Origin of the sequence: Archangium sp., assembly GCF_036277355.1 — a bacterium.
Lineage (GTDB): Bacteria > Myxococcota > Myxococcia > Myxococcales > Myxococcaceae > Archangium.
This window is the reverse complement of sequence record NZ_DASUNC010000034.1, coordinates 1-23,985: the sequence shown is the minus strand read 5'-3', so window position 1 is coordinate 23,985 and position 23,985 is coordinate 1. Positions and strand designations below refer to the sequence as shown.

Annotated in this window: 20 protein-coding genes; 6 read left to right on the top strand and 14 right to left on the bottom strand. The window is 69.7% G+C overall.

Features of this window, described 5'->3' with window-relative positions:
- Positions 1 to 24: 24 nt before the first annotated feature.
- From VFZ09_RS08220 to trpD, 9 genes are all read right to left on the bottom strand, one after another.
- On the bottom strand, positions 25 to 621 hold the full coding sequence (locus tag VFZ09_RS08220; protein WP_329726941.1) for a histidine phosphatase family protein: 597 nt from the start codon (positions 619 to 621) through the stop codon (positions 25 to 27).
- A gap of 197 nt (positions 622 to 818) precedes the next feature.
- Positions 819 to 1,268, bottom strand: coding sequence for a hypothetical protein (locus tag VFZ09_RS08215; RefSeq protein WP_329726940.1), 450 nt, complete (start codon positions 1,266 to 1,268; stop codon positions 819 to 821).
- A 292-nt stretch (positions 1,269 to 1,560) separates the two neighbouring features.
- The gene (locus VFZ09_RS08210; protein ID WP_329726939.1) at positions 1,561 to 2,157 is read right to left on the bottom strand and encodes a hypothetical protein; all 597 of its coding nucleotides are present in this window, start codon (positions 2,155 to 2,157) and stop codon (positions 1,561 to 1,563) included.
- A 71-nt stretch (positions 2,158 to 2,228) separates the two neighbouring features.
- On the bottom strand, positions 2,229 to 7,994 hold the full coding sequence (locus tag VFZ09_RS08205) for a toxin TcdB middle/N-terminal domain-containing protein (protein ID WP_329726938.1): 5,766 nt from the start codon (positions 7,992 to 7,994) through the stop codon (positions 2,229 to 2,231).
- 139 nt (positions 7,995 to 8,133) lie between these two features.
- Positions 8,134 to 8,925 (bottom strand): tryptophan synthase subunit alpha, encoded by a 792-nt coding sequence (trpA, locus tag VFZ09_RS08200; protein WP_329726937.1) that lies wholly within the window; start codon positions 8,923 to 8,925, stop codon positions 8,134 to 8,136.
- Positions 8,922 to 10,130 (bottom strand): tryptophan synthase subunit beta, encoded by a 1,209-nt coding sequence (trpB, locus tag VFZ09_RS08195; protein ID WP_329726936.1) that lies wholly within the window; start codon positions 10,128 to 10,130, stop codon positions 8,922 to 8,924. The genes trpA and trpB overlap by 4 nt, the downstream gene beginning before the upstream one ends.
- Before the next feature lie 8 nt (positions 10,131 to 10,138).
- Entirely contained in the window at positions 10,139 to 10,774 is a 636-nt protein-coding gene (locus tag VFZ09_RS08190) for a phosphoribosylanthranilate isomerase (RefSeq protein ID WP_329726935.1), read from the bottom strand.
- Entirely contained in the window at positions 10,771 to 11,559 is a 789-nt protein-coding gene (locus VFZ09_RS08185; RefSeq protein ID WP_329726934.1) for an indole-3-glycerol phosphate synthase TrpC, read from the bottom strand. The genes VFZ09_RS08190 and VFZ09_RS08185 overlap by 4 nt, the downstream gene beginning before the upstream one ends.
- A complete protein-coding gene (gene trpD / locus VFZ09_RS08180; protein WP_329726933.1) occupies positions 11,556 to 12,572 on the bottom strand; it encodes an anthranilate phosphoribosyltransferase in 1,017 nt (338 codons plus the stop codon). Before trpD ends, VFZ09_RS08185 begins: the two co-directional genes overlap by 4 nt.
- A gap of 192 nt (positions 12,573 to 12,764) precedes the next feature.
- Between trpD and VFZ09_RS08175 the strand changes: the two genes are divergently transcribed.
- Entirely contained in the window at positions 12,765 to 14,015 is a 1,251-nt protein-coding gene (locus VFZ09_RS08175; RefSeq protein ID WP_329726932.1) for an NAD(P)/FAD-dependent oxidoreductase, read from the top strand.
- 82 nt (positions 14,016 to 14,097) lie between these two features.
- Positions 14,098 to 14,673 (top strand): CPBP family intramembrane glutamic endopeptidase, encoded by a 576-nt coding sequence (locus VFZ09_RS08170; protein WP_329726931.1) that lies wholly within the window; start codon positions 14,098 to 14,100, stop codon positions 14,671 to 14,673.
- A 3-nt stretch (positions 14,674 to 14,676) separates the two neighbouring features.
- On the opposite strand, the gene VFZ09_RS08165 is transcribed toward VFZ09_RS08170, so the two are convergent.
- The 5 genes from VFZ09_RS08165 to VFZ09_RS08145 are packed head-to-tail and all read right to left on the bottom strand — an operon-like array spanning position 14,677 to position 19,274.
- The gene (locus VFZ09_RS08165; RefSeq protein WP_329726930.1) at positions 14,677 to 15,576 is read right to left on the bottom strand and encodes a hypothetical protein; all 900 of its coding nucleotides are present in this window, start codon (positions 15,574 to 15,576) and stop codon (positions 14,677 to 14,679) included.
- 8 nt (positions 15,577 to 15,584) lie between these two features.
- A complete protein-coding gene (locus VFZ09_RS08160; protein ID WP_329726929.1) occupies positions 15,585 to 15,860 on the bottom strand; it encodes a hypothetical protein in 276 nt (91 codons plus the stop codon).
- A 20-nt stretch (positions 15,861 to 15,880) separates the two neighbouring features.
- Positions 15,881 to 16,891: a pilus assembly protein gene (locus VFZ09_RS08155; RefSeq protein ID WP_329726928.1), complete on the bottom strand. Its 1,011-nt coding sequence runs from the start codon at positions 16,889 to 16,891 to the stop codon at positions 15,881 to 15,883.
- Entirely contained in the window at positions 16,888 to 18,516 is a 1,629-nt protein-coding gene (locus VFZ09_RS08150; RefSeq protein ID WP_329726927.1) for a pilus assembly protein TadG-related protein, read from the bottom strand. Before VFZ09_RS08150 ends, VFZ09_RS08155 begins: the two co-directional genes overlap by 4 nt.
- An 11-nt stretch (positions 18,517 to 18,527) precedes the next feature.
- Complete coding sequence (locus VFZ09_RS08145; RefSeq protein WP_329726926.1) at positions 18,528 to 19,274, bottom strand: TadE family protein; 747 nt, start codon at positions 19,272 to 19,274, stop codon at positions 18,528 to 18,530.
- 272 nt (positions 19,275 to 19,546) lie between these two features.
- On the opposite strand from VFZ09_RS08145, the gene VFZ09_RS08140 reads away from it, so the two are divergent.
- The 4 genes from VFZ09_RS08140 (at position 19,547) to VFZ09_RS08125 (ending at position 23,717) form a co-directional block, all read left to right on the top strand.
- Positions 19,547 to 21,256, top strand: a complete 1,710-nt coding sequence (locus VFZ09_RS08140; RefSeq protein WP_329726925.1) for a dipeptidyl-peptidase 3 family protein — start codon at positions 19,547 to 19,549, stop codon at positions 21,254 to 21,256.
- 74 nt (positions 21,257 to 21,330) lie between these two features.
- Complete coding sequence (locus tag VFZ09_RS08135) at positions 21,331 to 22,068, top strand: fatty acid desaturase (RefSeq protein ID WP_329726998.1); 738 nt, start codon at positions 21,331 to 21,333, stop codon at positions 22,066 to 22,068.
- Positions 22,069 to 22,101: 33 nt separating this feature from the next.
- Positions 22,102 to 23,088 (top strand): protein-methionine-sulfoxide reductase catalytic subunit MsrP, encoded by a 987-nt coding sequence (gene msrP / locus VFZ09_RS08130; protein WP_329726924.1) that lies wholly within the window; start codon positions 22,102 to 22,104, stop codon positions 23,086 to 23,088.
- Positions 23,089 to 23,093: 5 nt separating this feature from the next.
- The gene (locus VFZ09_RS08125) at positions 23,094 to 23,717 is read left to right on the top strand and encodes a protein-methionine-sulfoxide reductase heme-binding subunit MsrQ (protein WP_329726923.1); all 624 of its coding nucleotides are present in this window, start codon (positions 23,094 to 23,096) and stop codon (positions 23,715 to 23,717) included.
- Positions 23,718 to 23,985: the final 268 nt, after the last annotated feature.

Here is a 23,985-nt window from a genome sequence, read left to right as displayed (position 1 = left end):
GCGACTGACGTCACGCTCCTTCACTCAACCTCGCAGGTGGGTGGTGTCGTTCCAGAGCTGGAGGACCTGCTGGTCCCCGTCACTGTCCAGGCCGAGCACGCTGATGGAGGCGGTGCTCAGCGTGAAGAGGCGGCCCTCGGTGGGCGCCAGCCCCAGCCAGCGCGCGGCGAGCACGCGCAGCAGGTGGCCATGGGCGAAGAGGAGCACGTTGCCGTCCACGGACTGGGCCTCGGCGATGATGCGGTCCGCGCGTGCACCCACGTCCCGCGCGGACTCGCCGCACGGCACGCCATCCGTCCACAGCATCCAGTTCGGGCTGGTGGCGCGGATCTCCGCCTTGGTCTTGCCCTCGAAGGTGCCGTAGTCCCACTCCATCAGGTCCGAGCGCAGCTGCGCCACGTCCCCATAGCCGGCGAGTGCGCAGGTCTCGCTGGCGCGGCTCAGGGGGCTGGTCCACACCGCGGCGAAGTCCCAGGCGCGCAGCGGCTCGCGCAGCTTCGTGGCCAGGCGGCGGCCTTCCTCGAGCAGCGGGATGTCCGTGCGGCCGGTGTGCTGGCCGCTGCGGCTCCAGGCGGTGTCTCCATGGCGGACGAGGACGAGCACGGGGGCGGCTGGCTTCATGGTGTTCCTCTCGGGACGGGTGAACTCTGCCACCGCTCGGGGGCGCGGAGGAACACCCCCCCCTGAAGCAGGTCTTTACCCCTCGTCCACCGATTCCCGTACTTCGCTTTGGCGCTGAAAACATGGAGGCCGGAAGCCCCCTCGACGAATCAGGGGCTTCCGGCCTCGGTGTTTTCAGGCCTCGTGGCCTCGCGCCGTTACTTCGCGACGCGTGTGAGGGTGCTGTTCTCGGAGAAGGTGCCCGAGTACGACTTCCCCTGGGATGCCATCGTCACGTTACCGGCGAGGCGGAGCTCGACGACCTTGCCGGAAAGCGAGGCTGTCCCGGTGGTAATGCTCATGGTGATGGTGACACCTTCGATGATCTGGGTGCAGGAGGCGCCGGGAGAGACGACGGCCACGTCGCCTTCGAGATTCGCGGGCAGCAAGCACTGCCCGCTCGAGTCGGAAATGATGAGGTCCGAGGTCACTCCCTCGGAGATGCGTCGAGTGCCCGTGACCTGCCCGGTAGCACCTGAGTATCCCGTGATGAGCAGGGTGGTGACTCCCGAAGCGCTGTAGATGCCGTGGAAGGACTGACCTGCGGGGCCACAGCCGGTGGCCAGGAGCACGAACAGGAGAGAGAAGATGCGGTAGGGGCGCTTCATGGTGACTCCTCGTGGGGATTGCCGCCGCGCCTGGAGAAGTAGACGCGCGGCGGTGGTGTCCGCGCTCCGGTTGCAGGCCCCTTGCCAATGCCGTGGGGGAGGTGTGCCCCTCGGAAGGACGGAGTCCATGCCTCGCTCACCCGTCCACGAGGAAGGATGGGAGTCCCACCCGCGAAACGCCCCTCGGGACCTCGGCCAGAGGCGAGCTGCCCGGCGGAATCAGGTGCTCGGGCTCACGCCGGGATGGCGAGTGGTGTGGCGTCCGTCTGGCGTGACGCTGGCCGCTGGTGGTTCAACTCCGGCCCGACAGCCACTCCTGGAAGTACGCGGCCGTGGGCGGGAACTGGTCCACCCTGCACCAGTCCACCAGGTACAGTTGGTGCCGCGCGGCGAATCCCGCCACCCGGCGGAGGTCTTCCTCGGCGCCGGTGAGTCCCTCCGGCGAACGGAGGGCCAGCACCTGGATGCGTCCTCCCCGCTGCTGCCCGTACAGCGTGAGCCCCGAGGGCTGCTTCACGGCGAAGCCCCCCGCGACCCGTCCCGCCGTGCCCTGGAACGACACCCCGTCCCACCACGAGGACTTCTCCCCCAGGTCTCCTCGCAGCTCCTCCAGGGTGAGCCAGGTTCCCTCCAGCGGCGAGGGCACTTCCTTCCGGATGTGGATGGCGTCGAAGCCGGCGCCCTGGCGGTGCTTCTGGTGGATGCGCGCCACGGCCCTCATGTCCTTCTCGATGGAGGCCTCGAGCGTGTGCGCCACCAGCTCGAGCTGCCGCCACTCGTCCTCGTGCAGCTCGAGCACCCGCTGGCCCGGCTGCGCCGAGCCCTCCTCGAGGCCGGGGAGCTCGTTGGAGAGGGTGGGCAGTGAATAGAGGATGTCTCTCGGATTCATCGTCGTCCCGCGTGGAGAGGGGGCCTGTTTCCAGGCCCCCTGCTCGCCAGGCTCCGCTCCGCCCGTGCGCCTCAGTAGAGGCGTTGGAAGAGCGCGGAAGCGGAGTGGCCGCCGGTCTTCAAGATGCCTTCGATCTGGCCCGCCAGGGGGTTGCTGTTGGACAGGCCGAACCAGCTGCCGGCGTAGTTGTAGCCATTGCCCACGCCGAAGGTGGTGACCAGGTGGCCGGACAGGTCGTGGACGACGGCGTGCGCGCGCACACCCGGAATCCAGCCCGTGGTCACATCCAGCACCTGGGCGAACAACCCATCCCCCGGGCCCACCAGGCCGCCCGAGCTGTTGAGCGCGATGGCCTCGCCCTTCTTGATGATTCCGCCCGTGGCACGCTCCATGGCCTCACCGTACATCTGCTGCTTGGACGTCCACTTCTCCGGGCTCTGCATCAGCGCTATCTGCTCGTCGGTGAAGGTGTCGATCATCTGCGCCTTGGAGGCCTCGAGATACCGGGTGTCCAGGTCCTTGCGTACCTTCTCGGCACCGGTCTGGATGCGCTCGTCCAGGCGGTTGAACTCGAAGAGCAGGTTCTGGGCGGTGTAGGCCCAGCCCAACGCGTTCTTCAGGCTCGAGTCCAGGGGACTGACGGGTGAGGTGAGCGCGGCCATGGAGCCTCCAATCACCGCGTTCAACAGCGGCTCGGTGGTGCTGAGGTAGCCCACGCCGAAGGCGAAGCCGGAGGCGCCTCCCAGCAGGATGCTGCCGATGCTCATGAGCATCGGATCCTTGAGGATGTAGCCAGCGGTGGTGGTGGCCGCGCCGATGGTGGCGATGATGAAGGCGGTGCTGGTCCACCCCACGGCGGCCCCGACGCTGGCGGCGGTGGCGATGGCGGCCACGACGGGGACGTGGCCGGTGGGGTCGGTGTTGGAGATGGGGTTGTTGTAGACGTAGGCGTAGCGGTTGAGGGCCTGGGGCGAGTGGGAGGAGGGCACCAGGGAGTCGGCGGACAGGAAGCGGCCGAGGACGGGGTCGAAGTAGCGGGCGCCCATGTACACCAGGCCGGAGGTGTCGGCGGTGTGGCCGGTGAAGCCGCGGGTGTTGGCGACGGAGGCGCTGGAGGCCACGGGCACGCCGAAGGCGGAGTACTCGTAGCTGGCCACGCGGGCACCGGACGCGTTGGTGAGGGCGCGCACGGAGCCGAGGTGGTCCTGGTGGTACCAGTGGACGCCGGAGTTGTCGCGGCGGGCCACGACGAGGGGGCCGGCGTAGTAGTACTTCGTCAGGCCGTTGTTGCCGTACTCGAGGTGGGGACCGAAGAACCAGGTGGTGCCGGCGGGGCCGGAGAGCTTCACGCGCTGGCCCGAGGCATCATAGGTGAAGTCGGTGGTGCCGCCGGACTGGGTGACGCGGGTGAGGCGGTTGTCCCCATCCCAGGAGTAGGAGCGGCCGCCGCCGGAGGTCATGTTGCCGTTGGCGTCATAGGCGTAGGCCAAGCCACCCGCGGCGGTGACGGCGTGGCGGTGGGAGGCATCGGCGTAGCCGTAGCCGCCGAGCTGGGAGTTGTAGGTGAGGTTGCCCAGGGAGTCGTAGGAGAAGGCCTGGGACTGAGCGCCACTCACGCCGGTGAGGCGGTCCAGCTCGTCATAGGAGAAGGAGAGGTTGGACTGGGAGTGGGTGGAGGAGGACATGCCGCGCACGCGGGCCTTGGCGTCGTAGGAGTAGCCGGCCTGGTAGACGGTGCCGGAGGGGCCGGAGACGAGGGCGCTGGAGAGCCACTGGCGGTTGGCGTCGTAGGTGTAGGTGGTGCGTGTGCCGTTGGCGTAATTGAGGGCGAGCAGACGGCCGCTGGCGTCGTAGGTGAGGCCGGAGGCGTAGCCACCCACGGACAGCAGGTTGCCCGAGGCGTCGTAGCTGTAGGGCACCAGCTCGCCGTCGGGGTAGGTGACGGAGGAGAGTCTGCCGGCGGAGTCGTAGGAGCGGCCGGTGGTGTAGCAAAGGCCGGTGACGCACTTGGTGGAGGAGGTGACGCGGCCGGCGAAGTCGTAGCTGCGGCTCTCGCTGCCGGAGGCATCAATCTGGGTGGTGAGGGCGCCCTTGCTGGCCCCACGTCCCGCCTCGTCGTAGATGCGGCGCACCTGCTCGCCATGGGAGTACGTGGTGGTGAGTACGCGGCCCAGGGCGTCGTAGGTGAAGGAGGTGAGCTGCCCCTTGGCATCGCGGCGGTTGAGCATCAACCCCGCCGCGTCATAGGCGTACGAGGTGCAGCCGGTGTCGGGGTCGCAGCCCTGGAGCTTGCGGCCCAGGGAGTCCCAGGTGACGGAGGTGGCGTGGCCGGCCGGGTTCTGGACGCGCACCAGGTTGCCGAGCAGGTCATACCGGTAGGTGGTGTAGGCGTAGGAGCCGGCATTGCGCTCGCGCACCTGGGTGGACTGCCCGTAGGCGTCGGTCCAGGTCACCTTCTCCTGGCCGAGCTCGTCGTAGGTGACGACGTAGCCGTTGCCGTAGACGCGCTGGGCGGAGGTGCCGTCGGGGTTGGTGACGGTGCGCAGGCGGCCCAGGCCGTCGTAGGAGAAGGTCTGGTAGCGCGGCGTCTCGCCCGCGCCGAACCAGGCCGACTGCTTCCACACCCGGTTGGAGGCGTTGCTGAAGAGGGTCTCCTGGGTGGCGCCGCCCTCCTTGACGGTGCGGTAGCGGCGGCCGAGCCCATCCTCGTAGGCCTCCAGCCACAGCCCGTCGGCGGAGCCGTCGGACAGGGTGCGGCGCACGCGCTGGGCAAAGGGGTTGCCCCGGTCGAGGTAGGCGAAGGTCTCCACGGAGCCGTCGGGTAGCGTGGTGCGAATCGGCCGCCCCAGCGCGTCATGCGCGTAGCTCGTCACCCCGCCGTTGAGGTCCGTCTCGGCCTTCACCAGGGCGCGGGCTGCGTCCCACGTCTGGCTGGAGCACTGGCCCAGGGCGTTGCAGCGGCTCACCGGGTAGAGGCGGTAGGTGGAGTCGTAGGTGACGGTGGAGACGTAGCCGCGGGGATCGGTCTCGGAGGTGCGGTTGCCCCAGGCGTCGTAGCCGAAGCCGCGTACCGAGTAGCCGCCCGTCTGGTTGTTCCACGCCAGCTGCCGCGTCAGCAGTCCCGCCGTGGGCGCCCGCGTGTAGGAGCCGCTGTGGTCGTACTCGTACAGCGTCTGCCGCAGCAGCGCGCCGCCGGTGCCCAGGCCGGCGTAGATGTTCTCGTAGGCGGGCAGGCCCACCACGTAGGCCGAGGTGTTGGGGACCAGGCCGCGCAGCGAGGTGCGCTCGTCACCGGCCACGTCGTAGTCACCGTGCTCGTAGGTGAGGTAGCCGTTGCCGTAGGTGTCGTAGCCGATCTGCAACAGGGTGCGGCGGCAGGAGGCCGACTGGTTGCACTCGAGCTCCCAGCGCGACGTCATCAGCGAGGTGTAGGGCGGCGCCGCGTTCTCCGAGTACTCGAAGGTGGAGTACTTGAAGAGGGCACCGGAGGCATCGCGGTAGTACGTCACCTCGGGCTTGCTGATGCAGCCGAGGTGCTGGTGGTAGTACGTCTCCGTGTAGTTGCCGGCGGCGTCGAGCACGGCGGTGGCCTTGCGGAAGCCGAGGAAGCGCCGCTCGCGGGAGGACCACAGCCCGCCCTGGTACTGGTAGCGCGTGGTGGAGCTGTTGCCGCGGCCATCGCTCAGCGTCACCGCGGAGGCCGTCTGCAGCACCGCGCCCATCGGGAGGTACGTGTTGGCCCAGGCCGAGGAGGGCTGGTACTGCACCGTCGTCGTCCCGCCCTGGCCGTTGGCCGCGGACGTGAGGAGATCCGGCACGGGCCCCGACGCGGTGGTGCAGGCCAGGTAGCTGGAGGAGCCGTTGGTGTTGCCCACGAGGCGGCAGAAGTCCGAGAGGCCATCGCCATCCGCGTCCGTCCACTGGCGCCCGGTGTCATAACCCCAGTCCACGACTCCCGTGGCCCAGGTGTTTCCGAAGCCCGTGCCGGTGGACACGGTGCAGGACATGGAGCTGTTGACGCCGTTGGTGCCGCCCACGCGGCGGCAGTAGTCCGCCCTGCCGTCGCCGTTGAAGTCCGTCCACTCGCGCCCGCTGTCATAGCCCCAGTCGATGACGCCCGAGGAGTACGTGCCCGCGAAGCCCATGCCCGTGGACACCGTGCAGGACAGATAGCTGGAGGAGCTGTTGGTGTTGCCCACCACTCGGCAGTAGTCCGCGCGGCCGTCACCGTTGAAGTCCACCCACTGGCGGCCGGTGTCGTAGCCCCAGTCCACCACGCCGGAGCCGTACGTGGCGCCGAAGCCCGTGCCCGTGGACACGGTGCAGGACACGTAGCTGTTGACGCCGTTGGTGCCGCCCACGCGGCGGCAGTAGTCGGCCTTGCCGTCGCCGTCGAAGTCCGTCCACTGGCGGCCGGACTCATAGCCCCAGTCGACGACGCCGGAGCCGTACGTGGCGCCGAAGCCCGTGCCCGTGGACACGGTGCAGGCCAGGTAGCTGGAGGAGCCGTTGGTGTTGCCCACCGTGCGGCAGTAGTCGGCCTTGCCGTCGCCGTCGAAGTCCACCCACGCTCGTCCCGACTCGTAACCCCAGTCCACGACGCCCGAGCTGTACGTGGCGCCGAAGCCCGTGCCCGTGGACACGGTGCAGGACAGGTAGCTGTTGACGCCGTTGGTGCCACCCACGCGGCGGCAGTAGTCGGCCTTGCCGTCGCCGTTGAAGTCCACCCAGGCCCGCTCCGACTCGTAACCCCAGTCGATGACGCCGGAGCCGTACGTGGCGCCGAAGCCCGTGCCCGTGGACACGGTGCAGGCCAGGTAGCTGGAGGAGCCATTGGTGTTGCCCACCACGCGGCAGTAGTCGGCCTTGCCGTCGCCGTTGAAGTCCACCCACTGGCGGCCGGACTCATAACCCCAGTCCACCACGCCGGAGCCGAACGTCCCCCGGAAGCCGGTGCCGCCCCCCTGCCAACCGAAGGTGTACGCCGGCTGGGCCGTGCCCCCCACCACCGTGCCCGAGCCATCGAGCACCGCGTCGTTTCCGTACTGCTGCACGTTGACCAGCAGCGAGCGCCAGGTGCTCCCGCTCGTCGTGTACCGCAGCGCATAGGCCCGCAGCCGGCTGCCGCTCACCGTCACGTCCACCGTCTTCAGCCGGTAGCGCGTCTGCCCCAGGCCGGCGCCGTGGGCCCACGTGAGCACGTCCGGGCGAGGCTCCCGGTACAGCTTCACCACCGTCCCGTTGTACTGGACGTTGTCCGGGTAGCACTCCTCCACCGGAGCGCCGTCGCACCACCAGCCCAGCGACACGGTGTTGCCCACGGTGTCGGCCACGCTCGTCAGGCCCCAGCGGAACGTGCCCCGCGAGGTGGGGAAGAGGGGCGAGTAGACGGCGCGCTTGCCGTCCTTCTGCGTCACCGTCCACGTGGTGCCGTCGAAGCGGATGCGCTGGTAGCTCTCGATCTTCGTCGCGTGCGTACCGCCCGTGAGGCAGCTCGGGCTGCTGCTGCCGGCGGTGCACGCCATCAGCTCCTGCCCATCCAGCAGGAAGATGTCCGCGCCGTCATAGCGGGGCGTTCCCCGGCCCGCGCTGGCGCGCTCGATGGTGGAGAAGCCGGTGAGGCTCCAGCCCATGCCCTGCGGCCCGTTGGCGCCGGTGGAGCCATAGGCCAGCTCGAGCGGCGGCTCCAACCCGCGGAACCGGGGCACGGCGAGGGGGACCCGGGTGGTGTAGGCCCCGAAGAAGGACTCGACGGGACCGTTCGAGCCCGAGTGGGAGTCCTGCGCGGCCCAGGTGCGCGCGCCGGCCAGCGCCAGCAGCAGCGTCACGAGGGCCACTCCCGCTCTCCTCACCATGGGGAACGGGGCACTGCTGCTTCCGGGCGGATTGCGATGGCCCGACGACATATGACGACCTCCGGGTAAAGCTCTTCACCCGGAGTAAACAGCAAGGCGTCCGAGAGTGGAAGTCCCGGACCTAGCGCTTCAGGCCGCGCTTGATCTCCGCGCACACCTGACGGGCCGCCGCGGGCCCATCGGCCTCGGCCGCGCGGACGATGGCGCTGCCCACCACCACGCCATCCGCATGGGCACCAACGACCCGCGCCTGCTCGGCGTTGGAGATGCCGAAGCCCGCCACCACGGGGACGGGTGACGCGCGCCGCACCATCTCCAGCCGCTCGGACAGGTTGGCCGGCAGCTCCGAGCGCATGCCCGTCACGCCCGCCACCGACACGCAGTACACGAAGCCCCGCGCGTCCTTGACGATGCTCTCCGCCCGCGCCGGGGACGTGGTGGGCGCGCACAGGGGGATGAGCTCCAACCCCTCCTGGTCGAAGGCCGCGCGGATGCCCGCGCTCTCCTCGGGCGGCAGGTCCGGCAGGATGGTGCCCGACACGCCGCGCTCCCGGGCCAGCTTCGCGTAGCGCTCCTCGCCCAGGGCCATCACCACGTTGACGTACGTCATCACCACCAGCGGCGTCTGCGGGCAGCGCGCGCGCACCGCCGGCACCACCTCGTCCAGCACCCGCTTGAGCGTGGCGCCCGCCTTCAGCGCCCGCTCGGACGCGGCCTGGATGACCGGGCCGTCCGCGATGGGGTCACTGAACGCCACGCCAATCTCCAGGATGTCCGCGCCGCCTTCCACGCACGCGGCGAACACGTCCACCGAGCGGGCCAGGTCCGGGTCTCCCGCCATGGCATACGCCACCAGCGTGCCCTCACCATGGGCCTTGGCCCGGGCGAACGCTTCCGCGATCTCGCCGCTCATGACTTCTCCTGACCGACGGCGGGAGGAATCCCCCGCGCCGCGATGGTGGCCACGTCCTTGTCGCCGCGGCCCGACGTGTTGATGACCAGGTGCTTGCCCTTGCCCAGCTCGCGCGCCAGGTCCGCCGCGCGCGCGAAGGCATGCGACGTCTCCAGCGCGGGGAGGATGCCCTCGGTGCGCGACACCATGTAGAAGGCCGCCAACGCCTCGTCGTCCGTGGCGGTGCGCACCTCCACCCGTCCCGTCTTCGCCAGGTGCGCCAGCTCCGGCCCCACGCCCGGGTAGTCCAGGCCCGCGGAGATGGAGTGCGCCTCGATGATCTGCCCGTTCTCGTCCTGCAGCACGAGCGAGCGCGAGCCGTGCAGCACGCCCTCCGTGCCCAGCGTCAGAGAAGCGCCGTGCTGGCCCGAGTCCAGGCCGTGGCCACCGGCCTCCACGCCCACCAGCCGCACGCCCTTGTCCTCGATGAAGGGGTGGAGCGCGCCGATGGCGTTCGAGCCGCCGCCGATGCACGCGATGATGGCGTCCGGCAGCTTGCCGAAGGCCACCAGCGACTGCGTGCGGATTTCCCGGCCGATGACGGACTGGAAGTCGCGGACGATGGTGGGGTAGGGGTGGGGACCGGCCGCGCTGCCGATGACGTAGTAGGTGTCCTCGACCTGGGCCACCCAGATGCGCATGGCCTCGTTCATCGCGTCCTTGAGCGTGCGCGAGCCCGACTCCACCGCGTGCACCGTGGCCCCGAGCGCCTTCATGCGGAAGACGTTGAGCGCCTGGCGCTCCACGTCCAGCGCGCCCATGTACACCTCGCAGGTGAGGCCGAACAGGGCGCACGCGGTGGCGGTGGCCACGCCGTGCTGGCCCGCGCCCGTCTCCGCGATGACGCGCTTCTTGCCCATCCGCTTGGCGAGCAGTACCTGGCCGATGGTGTTGTTGATTTTGTGGGCGCCCGTGTGCGCGAGGTCCTCGCGCTTGAGCCACACCTCGGCGCCTCCCCACTTCTCGGTGAGCCGGCGCGCGGGCGTCAGGGGCGTCTCGCGCCCGACGAACTCGCGCAGCACCTGCGCCACCTGCTCGTCGAAGGCCGGGTCCTTGCGGGCCTCGGCATAGGCCTGTTCCAACTCCAGCAGCGCCGGCACGAGCGTCTCCGGCACATAACGGCCGCCATAACGCCCGAAGCGGCCCGGGGCGGTTTGCGTGTCCATGTTCTCCATCACTCCCAAGTCAGGGTCTTCACGGCGCGCACGAAGGCGCGCACCGCGTCCGCGTCCTTGACGCCGGGGCTGGCTTCCACCCCGCTCGCCACATCCACTCCGTAGGGCCGGGTGGCCCGTACGGCTTCCCGCACATTCTCGGGGTTGAGTCCCCCGGCCACCAGCACCGGCACGCCCGCGTCCGCGAGCCGCGCCACCAGCGACCAGTCGAACCCCACGCCGCCGCCCCCGTAGCCCGGCGCCGCCCCGTCCAGCAGCAGCGTGGCCACGTCGCCCGCGCCCACGTAGGTGCGCGCCTTCTCCACGTCCTCGGGCCCGCGCACCCGCAGGGCCTTGATGACGGGCACGCCGTAGCCCGCGCAGGCCTCGGGCGGCTCGTCGCCGTGCAGCTGCACCGACGTCAGCCCGCAGTCCCGCACCCGCGCGCGGATGACGTCCGGCGATTCATTGACGAAGACGCCCACCACCGCGCCCAGGGCCGGCCGCGTGCGCGCCAGGGCCGCCGCCACCTCCGGTGTCACGTACCGGGGCGAGCGCGGGTAGAAGTTGAGCCCCAGCGCGTCCGCGCCCGCGGCCCAGGCCATCCGTGCGTCCTCCACGCGGGTGACGCCGCAGATCTTCACCCGGGTGCTCACGGTGCCCCCGCGAGCAGCCGCGCCAGCGCACGGCCCGGCTCGGCGTCGCGCAGCAGGGACTCGCCCACCAGCACGGCATCGGCTCCCGAGGCCCGCGCCGCCGCGAAGTCCTCGCGCGTCTTGAGGCCGCTCTCCGCCACCAGCGCCTTCGCGCGGCTGCGCAGCGTGGGGATGACCTTCAGCGCGGTGTTGATGTCGGTGCGCAGCGTGGCGAGGTTCCGGTTGTTGATGCCCACCAGCTCCGCGCCCGCCTTCAGCGCCCGCTCGGCGTGCTCCTGCGTGTGGGCCTCGACGAGCGCCGCCACCCGGCAGGCCTTCGCCGCGGCCACCATCTCCGCGAGGGGCCCGTCCTCGAGCGCATCCGCGATGAGCAGGATCGCGTCCGCGCCGAGCGCCGCGCTCTCCTCCACCTCCTGTGGCGCCACCAGGAAGTCCTTGCGCAGCACCGGCAGCGAGATGGCCGCGCGCACCTGGAGCAGGTCCTCGAGGCTGCCGCCGAAGTCCACGTCGTCCGTGAGCACGCTCACCGCGCTCGCTCCGGCGGCCTCGTACGCCCGCGCCACCGCGACCAGGTCCTGGTGGGGGAAGTCGCCACCCGAGGGGCTGCGGCGCTTCACCTCGGCGATGACGTTCACCGGCAGTCCGGCCCGGTGCTGGGTGAGGGCGGCGGCGAAGTCCCGCGATGGCGGGCGGGGCGCGCGGGCCACCAGCGGCTTGCGCGCGGCGAGCTCCCGGCGCTTGCGCTCGAAGATGAGGGCGAGCTTGTCCGTCTCGGGCGCGCTCATGCCACGCCTCCGTTCACCAGGGCCCGCAGCTTGGCCGCCGCGGCACCGGAGTCGATGGACTCCACCGCGCGCAGCACGCCTTCCTCGAGGTCCTGGGCCTTGCCCACCACCACCAGGGCCGCGGCGGCGTTGAGCAGCACCGCCGTGCGCACGCCGGAGCGCTCACCGGCCAGCAGCGCCTCGAGGCGCCGGGCATTGTCCTCCACGTCGCCGCCGGCGATGGCCTCGGGCGGCACCCGCTCCAGCCCCGCGTCCTCCGGGGAGAGGGAGAAGGTCCGCACCGAGCCGTCCTCGCGCAGCTCGGCCACGTCGGACACCGTGCAGGGGGAGATCTCGTCCAATCCGTCCCGGCCGTGCACCACCCACGCCCGCTTGCTGCCGAGCTTGGAGAGCACGCGGGCCGTCTGCTCCAGGCGCTCGCCCGCGAAGGTGCCGAGCAACTGGTAGCGCGCGCCCGCCGGGTTGGTCAGGGGGCCCAGCAGGTTGAAGAGGGTGTGCAGGCCGATTTCGCGCCGCGCGGGCGCCACGTGCCGCAGGGCGCTGTGGTGCGAGGGGGCGAAGAGGAAGCCCACGCCGTGCTCGTCCACGTCCCGCGTCACCTGCTCGTGCGAGCGGTCCATGGGGACGCCCAGCGCGGCCAGCACGTCCGAGCTGCCACAGCGCGAGGACACCGCCCGGTTGCCGTGCTTGGCCACCGTCACCCCCGCGCCCGCGGCCACGAAGGCCACGGCGGTAGAGATGTTGAAGGTGTGCGCGCCGTCTCCGCCGGTGCCGCAGGTGTCCAACACCACCTCGGCCCGGGGGTGGATGCGCGTGGCGCAGGCGCGCATGGCCTCCGCCGCCCCGAGGATTTCGTCCTCGGTCTCTCCCTTCATCCGCAGCGCGACCGCGAAGGCGCCCACCTGGGCTGGCGTTGCCTCTCCCGCGAGCATCTGTCCCATGACGCGGGCCATCTCCTCGCGCGACAGATCGCGCCGGCCCACCACTCTGCCCAGCGCTTCCTTGAGCGTCATGTGCCTACTCGGGTCTCCGAAGTGGGCCGCCAAGGGGGGGGCGGCCGGGTTGAAGCACTGCGTAAGAAGAGCGGAGGGACTTCGCAGGAAGAAAAGGTGTCCACTTCTTCTCAAAATTCCCGAAGAGTCTCGCCAAGCGGTATGCGGGAATCAATGTAGGACGGGAATTTTCATTTTTACGGAGGGTGCGCCTTGGCGAGGCCGAGCGTCATCGTGGTGGGGGCCGGACTGGCGGGGTTGACGTGTGCCCGGCTGCTGCACCAGGCCAAGGTGAAGGTGCGGGTGCTCGAGGCGGGCGATGGCGTGGGAGGCCGCGTGCGTACGGACGCGGTGGACGGCTTCCTGCTGGACCGGGGCTTCCAGGTGTTCCTCACCGCCTACCCGGAGCCTCAGCGGTGGCTGGACTACAAGGCGCTCGACTTCCAGCGCTTCTTCCCGGGGGCCCTGGTGTGGCGCGCGGGGAAGCTGCACAAGGTGGCGGATCCCTTCCGCCGGCCGCTGCAGGCCGCGGCGCACGCCTTCAACCCGGTGGGCTCGTTCGCCGACAAGTTGCACATTCTCGACTTGCGTCAGCAGGCCCTGGCGGGCTCGGTGGAGGACGTGCTCCTGCGCAGGCAGTGGCCGTCGCGGGTGTACCTGCGCGACGTGGGCTTCTCCGATGAGATGGTGGAGGCCTTCTTCCGGCCCTTCTTCGGCGGCATCTTCCTGGAGAAGGAGCTGCGCACCTCGAGCCGGGTGCTGGAGTTCGTCTTCCGGATGTTCGCCACGGGGGCCACGGCGGTACCGGCGAGGGGCATGGGGGCGATCCCGGAGCAGCTGGCGTCGAAGCTGCCCTTCGGGGTGGTACAGCTGAACACGCCGGTGGAGGAGGTGTGGGGCCACCGGGTGCGGTTGACGACGGGGGCACGGGAGGAGGCCGACGCGGTGGTGGTGGCCACGGACGCGCCCGCGGCGGAGGAGCTGTTGCCGGGCATGCCGCCGAGGGCGATGAACGCGGTGACGTGCCTGTACTTCGCGGCGCCGGAGCCGCCGGTGCGAGGGCCCTACCTGGTGTTGAACGGGGAGGGGAGGGGGCCGGTGAACAACCTCGCGGTGATGAGCGAGGTGGCGCCCACGTACGCGCCGCAAGGTCAGGCGCTGATCTCGGTGTCGGTGGTGGAGGCGGGGGAGGACTCGGAGACGCTGGAGACGCGGGTGCGCGAGCAACTCACGGAGTGGTTCGGCACGGGGGTGGCGCAGTGGAGACACCTGCGCACGTACGCGATTCCCAACGCGTTGCCGGCCCAGCCGCCCGAGTCCTTCGAGGAGCCCCACCGGAAGGTGCGGCTGTCACCAGGGCTGTACGTCTGTGGGGACTACCGGGAGAACGGCTCCATCGAGGGAGCCATGGTCTCGGGGCGCCGGGCCGCCGAAGCCCTCCTGAGGGACCGTGGCCTCGACTGAGCCCATCTCCCCTCGCCCTCCGGGAGAGGGTCGGGGTGAGGGTATCCGTCACCCGGGTTGGTTCCTGGCCGCGGCGGTGGCCGTGCTTCCGTGGACCGCGCTGGTGCACGTGCACCCGCCGCGCTTCTTCCTGTGGGCGGCGCTCTACTGCGCGGTGTGGAACGGGCTCTCGTGGAAGGCGCTGGGCCATGAGGCCCGAGCCCTCCTGCTGCCGAATCGCGCGGACGTGTGGTGGGGCGTGGCGCTGGCGGGAGTGCTGTACGTGGGGTCGCGGGCGGTGCTGTGGGCGATGTGCGGAGGCTTCACGAATGTCCTCTGCGAGCCCCTGACGGCCATCTACGCGACGTTCGGCCAGGGCTCACTGGGAGCGGCGTTGGCGCTGGCGCTGGTGATTGCTCCGGCCGAGGAACTCTTCTGGCGAGGCGCGGTGCAACAGGCGCTGCGGCCGAGGCTCGGGCGCGCCGGTGGCGCACTGGTGGCCGCGGCGCTGTCGAGCCTGGTGCTGCTCGCCTTCCGTGAGCCGCTGCTGGCGCTGGCGGCGTTCCCCACGTCGCTCGCGTGGGGGCTGCTCGCTGAGTGGAGACGCGGCCTCGTGGCCTCGGTGGTGAGTCACTCCCTGTGGGATCTGCTCATCGTCATCCTGCTGCCGGCGGTGTGACGCTCACGGAGTGTCCTCGTCGCCCGTGGCGGTGCGGCGGATGATGACCACCGCCGTCTGGCCCGCCTCGCCGGAGTGGACGGACACCCGCAGCTCGTCCGTGCCCTTGCGGTAGAGACCGGGCTCCCGCTCCTGGTAGCCGGAGCCACCCAGCTGCTTGCGGTAGAAGGCGCGCACCTCTTCCTCCGGCGTGCCCACGGTGTAGGCGAGCGTCCGGGCTGCTTCCTGGCGGCTGTGCAGCACCGCCGAGGCCCCCGGCATGACGGGCGCCACGTCCGAGTCCGGAGTCCTCCGCGCTCCCACGTTTGTCTCCCCGAGGATGACGGTCGTCGTCTTGTTGGGGTTGGGCTGGAGGATGAAGGTGTAGGAGATGAGCCCCATCGGATCGAGCGCGGTGAGCTGGGGCTCGCGCAGCAGTTGGGGCTGGTGCTCGACGGGCGGGAGGTAGAGCCCCGCCTGCGCGAAGCGATCCACCATGTGCTGGAGGATGACCTCGGGACGCTCGGCGCTCAGCACCGCGCTGAGCTTCACGGGGAATCCGTTGGCCTCCATCACGTCGCTCATGGGGATGATGTCCAGCACGCGCGGCACGTCCCAGGTGAAGGGCAGCGGCGCGGGCTTCCACTCCTCCTCGGGCTCCTCCGCCGCCTCCGCCTCCTGCACGGACTTCACCAGGTCCGCCACGGTGCGGGTGTTGCATTGCATGGGCTCCGTGGCCTCCGCGCTCGCGGCGCAGCTGCCACCGGAGGGCGGCGGCGCCGGCTTCTTCTCCGAGGCCTTCGCCGGGCGACTGGGCTGCGCGGTCTTCGGCGCCGGGGCGGCCTTCCCGGGTGGGGGAGGCGCTCCGGGAGCCGGGGCTCCGAGCAACAGCATGAGGACGAGGAGGGACGAGGCGGACGGCATGACGGCTCCTAGCGCTTTGCCTTCTTCTTGCCGCCGCCGTCGCACGACTTCGCGCAGGCGTCGAACTCCTTCTGGTGCCGCTCCGAGCAGCGCATCGCGCACGACTGGTACGCGCGGGTATTGGCGGGGTTGCTCGGCTCCGGGCACTTGAGGACGCACTGCTGGATGACCTCGGAGCTCTTGCTCGCGCAGTCGGTCTCGCACTTCTCCGGGTCCGCGGCCGCCGGCAGGGCCAGCAGCATCCCCCCCAGGAGCACGGCGCTCCACCAGGCGGTCTTCGTCATGGCTTTCTCCCTCAAGGTGTTCATGGGTTCTTGCACTTCTTGCCGAGGAAGCAGTTCCCGTTGGACAACCGCTTCACGTAGGACAGGGTGTAGGGGAGCGTCTGGATGCTCACGGCGGCGCCCGGGCTGGTTCCCCACGCGGTCCCGCCCCTGTCGCGCGGGAGGGTGGGCAGCTGCGTGAAGTTCGTCTCCTCGTTGGCGGCGCTGATGAAGAAGGCGTGCTCGTCGATGGGGGAGTAGCCCACGGCGGCCTGGGCCAGCTTGCTGGAGGCGCCGTAGATGCCGCCGAACATCATCAAGGTGAGGGACATGGGCTTGTACACGCCGTACACGGTCGCGGCGTACTGCGGGTTGGTGCAGGCCCCCATGCCGCTGCCAATCATGTTGCAGGGCAGGCTCTCCGACGTGCCGGCCAGTCCCCAGTCATCCACCAGCATGCCGAAGCTGCCGTTGCACTCGCCCCCCACGGCCCGTCCCACCCCGCACACCTTCAGCGTGGTGTGCGTGTTCTTCATGTTCCGCTCGTTGAAGAGCGCGCCTGGGCCCCGGTCCAGGAAGGAGCGGGGAAAGCGGTAGGCGGAGAGCGAGGCCTCGGCGCCGCAGCGGGCGCCGCCGTTGTCCCGGTACACGATGCGCGTGAGGATGGCGCCTCCATACGAGGGGCCACCGCCCACGTCACAGCTCACGTCCAGCCGCGAGCCCCGGGTGAACACCTGCTGCATCGTGGCGTTCGTCTCGGAGCTCAGCCCGTTGAAGTCCGCGTAGCGCTCCTCGGCGCGCTCGGCGGCCTTCTTCATGGAGCCCCCGGCCTCCGAGAAGCTCACGGGCAGGGTGTGCATCTTCCCCGCCGTGCCGTCCCAGAGCGCCGAGATGGCGGACTCCTGCACCTTGAGGGACAGGAAGCCCACCTCGGCGAAGTAGATGCCGAAGGCGAGCACCGTGACGAACACGGTCAGGCCGATGGCCAGCTCCGTCACCGCCTGGCCGCGGACGTGTTTGCGGATGTGCCTCGAATGGTGTCGCGTGCTCATTGGAATCCCTTGAAGCCCTGGTCCTGGAGGGCCTGGACGACCTCGGCGCCCTCGGCATTGCCCCCCGCCTTCAGCGTCTTGCGCACATCCTCCAGCCGCTTGTCGTCGGTATCCGGGGCGACGAGCGTGGCGCGCCAGTAGGGGTTGAGGAGGTTGGGCGGCTCGCTCCAGTGCTCGAAGTCGATGAGGGGCGGCCTGCTGCGGTGGTAGTAGGCGATGCCCGTGGAGAGCGCCGTCTGGACATCCGTGGCGGGATCCAGGTTGTTGAAGGACGAGTCGCGCGAGGCGAAGCGGAAGCGGAAGGAGAGGTTCCAGGGATCCTTCACGCCGCGCTTGCCCGGGTCGCGCTGCACCATGGCGAAGTTCTTCGGCTGGCCGAAGTTGTTGTCCTGGTTGAGCACCTGTCCGATGTTGTAGTCGACGAAGGGGGGCCAGACGCCCGGGCAGCTCGAGATGCCGCCCAGGCACGGGATGAGCCGGTGCACCTGGGGCTGGGCGTCCCCTCCGTTGAACCACCTGTGCACGGGGGACGGGCCGCCCTGCACCTCCACCTTCATCCTGTTCTCGCCCTTCGAGTCGAACCACACGGGAGGACACGGCAGGGCGCCGCCGTGGGCGATGTGCAGGTACATGGCGAAGAGGTTGCCGTGGTCGTCCGCGCCCGCCGTCTTGGCGTAGGCGGGGAGGATGGACAGCGAGCCGCCATGCTCCTGGGTGAACCAGCCACTGCCCTTGTGGTTGAAGACGAAGAGGATGTCCGGCGGCGGGATGAGCCGGAGGAACTGCGCGTTGAAGGCGGTCTCGAAGCCCTGGCGCGAGGTGACGAAGGGATAGCCGCGGCTGCCCATGGCGGCGTTCACCGAGTGGGCCACGGTGAGCGGCAGGTCGCAGCCGGCGCCTTGTCCGGTCAGACAGAAGGGGCCGCCCGCCACCTCGCCCTCGGACACGTCCCCCGCGCCCGAGGGGACCACCCACTGCTCCTTCCAGCGCGTGCCGCCGGCGGCGTGGTCCACCACGCTCCGGGCCAGCGATTGATCTCCGAGCTTGCCCACCAGCCCGCGGAAGGCCACCTCCTCGTCGGCGTAGATGGTCAGGCGCATCAACATCTGCATGGCCGCCACCTGGCGGGCCGCTGCCGGGTCCATCGTCTTGAAGACCTGCTGCAGGCGCTTGCGCTCCTGGCTCAGCCGGTTGATGAACCGGTCGGTGTCACTCACGCCCCGCTTGCCGCACCGGCAGGCCAGCTTGCAGAACTTGCTGAAGGGGGAGCAGGGGCAGCCGAAGCTCTTGAAGAACTTGTAGGGCTTCTGGATCTTCTTGAAGCCGTCGATGCCACCCTCCACATAGCCCAGGTAGGCGGTGCTCCAGCTGATGAGGCTCTGGGCGCCGGCCTGGGACACGGCGAAGGCGATCTGCGCGCGGTTGAGCACCGCGATGTTGTTGAAGGTGCGGGCGGTGGCCACCGCGTTGGAGTAGGCGGCGGCGTCGGTGACGGTCTGCAGCTCCGTGCGCTCGCGCACCTTCATGGACAGCGACAGCGTGAGCACCACCATGAGGGTGAGCAGCATCAGGCTGAGCGCGAAGAGCACCAGCGTCTGACCTCGGTTGAAACGGAGCGCTCGCATCGGACGGCACCTCAACGGCACATGGGGGAGGAGAAGTGGGCGCGGATGGCGGGCGTCATCATCCGCATGGTGAAGGACGTCTCGATGGGCAGGGTGTATTGCCGCTTGCCGATGCGCGAGAGCAGCTCCGACCTCACGTCCGCCCGGAGGTCTCCGCTGCCCGGCTCCCGGGTCCACCGGTCCTTGTCGGTGGGCATGAGCGGGTTGGCGGCCGTATAGTCGCGCAGCCCCAGGTGCGCGAGGAACATGCGGCTGATGACCCAGTTGGCGAAGGGGACGCGCATCGGGAACCAGTAGATGAGCCGCACCTCGAGCCGCATCAGGTTGCCCGGCTGATCGAAGGAGCGGTCCTGGTCTCCGTCCACGTCCGCGGCGCGCGGGCTCTCGCGCATCAGCCACACGATGTGGCCGTCGTGGCCCGAGTCCTTCGCGGGGTTGAACTTGTTGTCCTTGCGCGCGGCGAAGGCGAGCGCCAGCTTCTGGGCCCGCGAGCCGCCCGGCTTGCTCGGCGAGAGGAAGGAGTCGAACGAAGGCAGCAGCGCCAGCACCGCCGCGTGCTTCATGCGCTCGCAGTCGCCATGGTTGACACTGCCCGCGCGGGTCGCCCGGAAGGCCGCGTACTGCGCCAGCACCCGCCCCTGGAACATCAGGAAGAGCTGCAGCGTCCCCAGGATGAGGAACACCATGAGCGGCAGCGTCAGCGCCGTCTCCACCATCGCCTGGCCTGATTGCCGCTCCCGCGGCTGCCGCGCGTTCATGAGCTGAAGAATTTCATCAAAGACACACAAAGACTATCGGTCACCTGGACGCCGTTCCAGCGTGTTTTGCAACGTCTGGGTTACGCTGACGCTCGGGTGACGATGAAATGACGATGGATTGACGCGGGGGCCTCATGGGGTCTGCTCTGGGGCCTTGATTGTAGGTTCCCGGCCGCCGATGTCCGATACCCCCCCCCCCCAGTCCTCCCCCGGAGGGCGAGGGAGTGGGTGAGCGCTGTCCTACACGTCTTCCACCGGCTAGAAGGGCCGCCATGACCCGACGACTCCTCTCCCTCGCCGCCGCCGCGCTGCTCTTCTCGGGCTCCGCCGCCGCCGAGGCGCCCGCCCGTCCGCCCAACGCCGCCGAGCTCAAGCGCATGACGTCCCGCTTCGCCCCCGTCGACATCCAGGTCGATGTCTCCAAGCTCCCCGAGAACGAGCGCCGAGCCCTCGCCAGGACCGTCCAGGCCGCGAAGCTCATGGACTCGCTCTTCCTGCGTCAGGTCTGGGCCGGCAACGAGACGCTCCTGCTCGATCTCCTCGAGGACACCTCCCCGCTCGGCCGCGAGCGGCTGCACTCCTTCATCCTCAACAAGGGCCCCTGGTCCCGGCTCGACCACAACGCGCCCTTCCTCTCCGGTGTCCCCGCCAAGCCCCCCGAGGGCAACTTCTACCCGGCCGGCGCCTCCAAGGCCGACATCGAGGCCTGGGTGAAGTCCCTCCCCGAGGCCCAGCAGCGCGAGGCCACCGGCTTCTTCACCACCATTCGCCGCGACACCACCGGCAAGTTCGTCACCGTCCCCTACAGCGTAGAGTACCAGGGCGAGCTCGCCCAGGCCGCGCAGCTGCTGCGCGAGGCCGCCGCGCTCACCACCCAGCCCACGCTCAAGGCCTTCCTCGAGAAGCGCGCCGACGGCTTCCTCAGCAACGACTACTACCCCAGCGAGGTCGCCTGGATGGAGCTCGACGCCAGCATCGAGCCCACCATCGGGCCCTACGAGGTCTACGAGGACGAGTGGTTCAACTCCAAGGCCGCCTTCGAGGCCTTCATCACCCTGCGCGATGACGCCGAGACGCAGAAGCTCGCGAAGTTCAGCGGCGAGCTCCAGGGCCTGGAGAACCTCCTCCCCATCGACCCGAAGCTGCGCAACCCGAAGCTGGGCGCGCTCGCTCCCATCCGCGTGGTCAACAGCCTCTTCTCCTCCGGGGATGGCTACCGCGGCGTGCAGACCGCGGCCTACAACCTGCCCAATGACGAGCGCGTGGCGGCCGAGAAGGGCACCAAGCGCGTGATGCTCAAGAACATCCAGGAGGCCAAGTTCCAGCGCGTGCTGCTGCCCATCGCCCAGGTGTCGCTCCCGGCGAAGGACCGCAAGGACGTCTCCTTCGATGCCTTCTTCACCCACATCCTCATGCACGAGCTGATGCACGGCCTGGGGCCCCACAACATCACCGTCGAGGGCAAGCAGACCACGGTGCGTCAGGCGCTCCAGGCGTCCTCCAGCGCCATCGAGGAGGCCAAGGCGGACATCTCCGGCCTGTGGGCCCTGCAGCAGCTGGTGGACAAGGGCGTGCTCTCCAAGGACCTGGAGCGCACCATGTACACCACCTTCCTGGCGTCCTCGTTCCGCTCCATCCGCTTCGGCCTCAACGAGGCGCACGGCAAGGGCGTCGCCCTGCAGCTCAACCACTTCCTCGACACCGGCGCGGTGGTGGTGAACAAGGACGGCACCTTCGCGGTGGTCCCCGGGAAGATCAAGGAGTCCGTCACCGCCCTGACGAAGCAGCTCATGGAGCTGCAGGCCAGCGGCAACCGCGCCAACGCCGAGTCGCTGCTCGAGAAGATGGGCGTGGTGCGTCCCGAGGTGAAGCGCGTCCTGGACAAGCTGAGCAACGTGCCCGTGGACATCGCGCCGCGCTACGTCACCGCCGAGAAGCTCTCCGCCGAGCTCGGTGGCTTCTCCACCCCCGCCGGGAAGTAATCCCGCCGTCCGCTCGCCCGCCGCGTGCGTTTTCCCGTGCGCGGCGGGCCGGGTGGTTCGCAGACATGAGCCAGATGCGGAACCACGTTCCTCCAGGACCCTGGGGTGTGCCCATCGCGCTGACCGTGCTCGGCGCGTGGCTGGGCCATCTCGTCTGGCTGCTGGCCGCGGCCAATCTGTCCCTCGCCTCGCCCCTCACGTCCCTGCACATCGCCCTGCAGGCCTACCTGTGCACCGGCCTCTTCATCACCGGCCATGACGCGATGCACGGTACGGTGAGCCGCTTGCGGTGGGTGAATCAGGCCGTGGGCATGGCCGCCTGCTTCCTCTTCGCCGGGCTCTCCTACCGGCGCCTGGTGGTCAACCACCGCGCCCACCACGCCGACCCCACCGGCCCCGACGACCCGGACTTCTCCACCCGCACCCAGTCCTTCTGGCCGTGGTTCGCCACCTTCATGGTGCGCTACACCACCTGGCTCCAGATTCTCGTCATGGCCGCCAAGTTCAACCTGTTGCTGCTCCTCGGAGTGGCGCAGTGGCGGATTGTGGCATTCTGGGTGGTGCCCTCCCTGCTCGGCACGGTGCAGCTCTTCTACTTCGGCACCTACCTGCCCCACCGGCGGCCGGACACCCCGGACATGGTGCCCCACCACGCCCGCTCCCTGCCGCGCAACCACCTGTGGGCCATGCTCTCCTGCTACTTCTTCGGCTACCACTGGGAGCACCACCAGTCGCCCTCCACCCCCTGGTGGCATCTGTGGAAGATGAGGGACGCGCGCCAGTCCGCCCCCGCGCAGGAGGCCCGGTTGTAACCGGATTCCGCTTCGGGCGTACTGAGGGGAACCATGCGCCTGAAGCTGCCCGAGCCCCAGGGGTCCGAAATCACCTCCGAGTCGCTGTACCTGCGCCGGCGCGAGCTCATCAAGAGCGCCGCCCTCTTCACCGGTACCGCCGCGGCCGTGGGCGCGGGGCTCCAGCTCCTCAGCAACCGGCCCACCGGGGGTGACGGTCCCTCGCTGCTCGCCACGCCGGGCGACGCCCCCAAGGTGGTGCGGCCCCGCGGCCCGTACGACACGGATGAGCGCGCCACGTCCTACGAGGACGCCACCACCTACAACAACTTCTACGAGTTCGGCCTCGACAAGGGCGAGCCCGCCGAGAACGCGCACACCCTCAAGCCCCGGCCCTGGACGGTCGTCATCGACGGCGAGGTGCACAAGCCCCAGCGCGTGGACCTGGACACGCTCCAGTCCTGGTTCCCGCTCGAGGAGCGCGTCTACCGCATGCGCTGCGTGGAGGCCTGGTCCATGGTGATTCCGTGGCTCGGCTTCCCCCTGGCGGGCCTGCTGCGCCGCGTGGAGCCCACCAGCAAGGCGAAGTACGTGGCCTTCACCACCCTCAAGGACCCCGAGCAGATGCCCGGCCAGAAGTATCCCGTGCTCGACTGGCCCTATGTCGAGGGCCTGCGTCTGGACGAGGCCCTGCACCCGCTCACGATGATGGCGGTGGGCATGTACGGCCGCGTCCTGCCCAACCAGAATGGCGCGCCGCTGCGGCTGGTGGTGCCGTGGAAGTACGGCTTCAAGGGCATCAAATCCATCGTCCGCATCTCGCTCACCGAGAAGCAGCCGCCCACCACGTGGAGCCAGGCCAACTCCCGCGAGTACGGCTTCTTCGCCAACGTGAATCCCGAGGTGGCGCACCCGCGCTGGAGCCAGGCCTCCGAGCGCCGCATCGGAGAGCTGCGCCGCCGCCCCACGCTGCCCTTCAACGGCTACGCCGAGCAGGTGGCCGGCCTCTACAAGGGCATGGACCTGAGCAAGAACTTCTGACGCCCATGGCCTCCCCTCCACACCCCTGGCTCAAGCCGGCCGTCCTCGTGGGCGGCCTCTACCCGTTGGCCCATCTGGCGCTCGCGTTCGCACAGGGGGCGCTGGGCGCCAACCCCATCGAGCGCGTGCTCAACCAGACGGGGCTGCTCGCCCTCATCTTCCTGGTGGCGTCGCTCGCGTGCACGCCGCTCAAGGTGGTGTCCGGGTGGACGTGGCCCATCCGCCTGCGCAAGCTGCTGGGCCTCTTGGGCTTCACCTACGCCTCGCTGCACTTCCTCACGTACGTCGTGCTGGACCAGGGGCTGGCCCTCGGCGTCATCCTCGAGGACATCGCGAAGCGGCCCTTCATCACCGTGGGCTTCCTGGCGCTGGTGCTGCTGGTGCCGCTGGCCGTCACCAGCACGAATCGCATGGTGCGCCGCATGGGTTTTCCCGCATGGCAGCGGCTGCACCGGCTCGCCTACGTGGCGGCCTCGCTGGGCGTGGTGCACTTCGTCTGGCGTGTGAAGAAGGACCTCACCGAGCCGCTCGTCTACGGCGGAGTGCTGGCGTTGCTCTTCGCCATCCGCGTGGCCGAGGCGCTCCGCAAGCGGCGGGCGCGCTCCGCTGCTCCGGTCTCGGCCACCTGAGAGGGTCTGGCCGCTTCCTTGGTTGGCCGGGGGCGGCCCTCGCCGAGTGGACGCGGTCAACGACAGGAGGTGCGGCATGTCACGCGGGTGGACCGCGCTGCTCTGCATGTTTCTCGTGGGGTGTAGTGGTGCTGCCCGAAACGTCCGTCACGACGCCATGGGTCGGCAAGAGCGCTGCGTTTATGTCCCACGTCATTACGTTGCGTCGGGTTCACTGAAGAAGGCGTTTCATTCGGCTCGCGTTGCCGTAGTGCCTGTGGCGGCAACG

Coding starts and splice junctions, on each gene's coding strand:
- VFZ09_RS08220 (WP_329726941.1), bottom strand. CDS start 621: ATGAAGCCAGCCGCCCCCGTGCTCGTCCTCGTCCGCCATGGAGACACC.
- VFZ09_RS08215 (WP_329726940.1), bottom strand. CDS start 1,268: ATGAAGCGCCCCTACCGCATCTTCTCTCTCCTGTTCGTGCTCCTGGCC.
- VFZ09_RS08210 (WP_329726939.1), bottom strand. CDS start 2,157: ATGAATCCGAGAGACATCCTCTATTCACTGCCCACCCTCTCCAACGAG.
- trpA (WP_329726937.1), bottom strand. CDS start 8,925: ATGAGCGGCGAGATCGCGGAAGCGTTCGCCCGGGCCAAGGCCCATGGT.
- trpB (WP_329726936.1), bottom strand. CDS start 10,130: ATGGACACGCAAACCGCCCCGGGCCGCTTCGGGCGTTATGGCGGCCGT.
- VFZ09_RS08185 (WP_329726934.1), bottom strand. CDS start 11,559: ATGAGCGCGCCCGAGACGGACAAGCTCGCCCTCATCTTCGAGCGCAAG.
- trpD (WP_329726933.1), bottom strand. CDS start 12,572: ATGACGCTCAAGGAAGCGCTGGGCAGAGTGGTGGGCCGGCGCGATCTG.
- VFZ09_RS08165 (WP_329726930.1), bottom strand. CDS start 15,576: ATGCCGTCCGCCTCGTCCCTCCTCGTCCTCATGCTGTTGCTCGGAGCC.
- VFZ09_RS08160 (WP_329726929.1), bottom strand. CDS start 15,860: ATGACGAAGACCGCCTGGTGGAGCGCCGTGCTCCTGGGGGGGATGCTG.
- VFZ09_RS08155 (WP_329726928.1), bottom strand. CDS start 16,891: ATGAGCACGCGACACCATTCGAGGCACATCCGCAAACACGTCCGCGGC.
- VFZ09_RS08150 (WP_329726927.1), bottom strand. CDS start 18,516: ATGCGAGCGCTCCGTTTCAACCGAGGTCAGACGCTGGTGCTCTTCGCG.
- VFZ09_RS08145 (WP_329726926.1), bottom strand. CDS start 19,274: ATGAACGCGCGGCAGCCGCGGGAGCGGCAATCAGGCCAGGCGATGGTG.
- VFZ09_RS08140 (WP_329726925.1), top strand. CDS start 19,547: ATGACCCGACGACTCCTCTCCCTCGCCGCCGCCGCGCTGCTCTTCTCG.
- VFZ09_RS08135 (WP_329726998.1), top strand. CDS start 21,331: ATGCGGAACCACGTTCCTCCAGGACCCTGGGGTGTGCCCATCGCGCTG.
- msrP (WP_329726924.1), top strand. CDS start 22,102: ATGCGCCTGAAGCTGCCCGAGCCCCAGGGGTCCGAAATCACCTCCGAG.
- VFZ09_RS08125 (WP_329726923.1), top strand. CDS start 23,094: ATGGCCTCCCCTCCACACCCCTGGCTCAAGCCGGCCGTCCTCGTGGGC.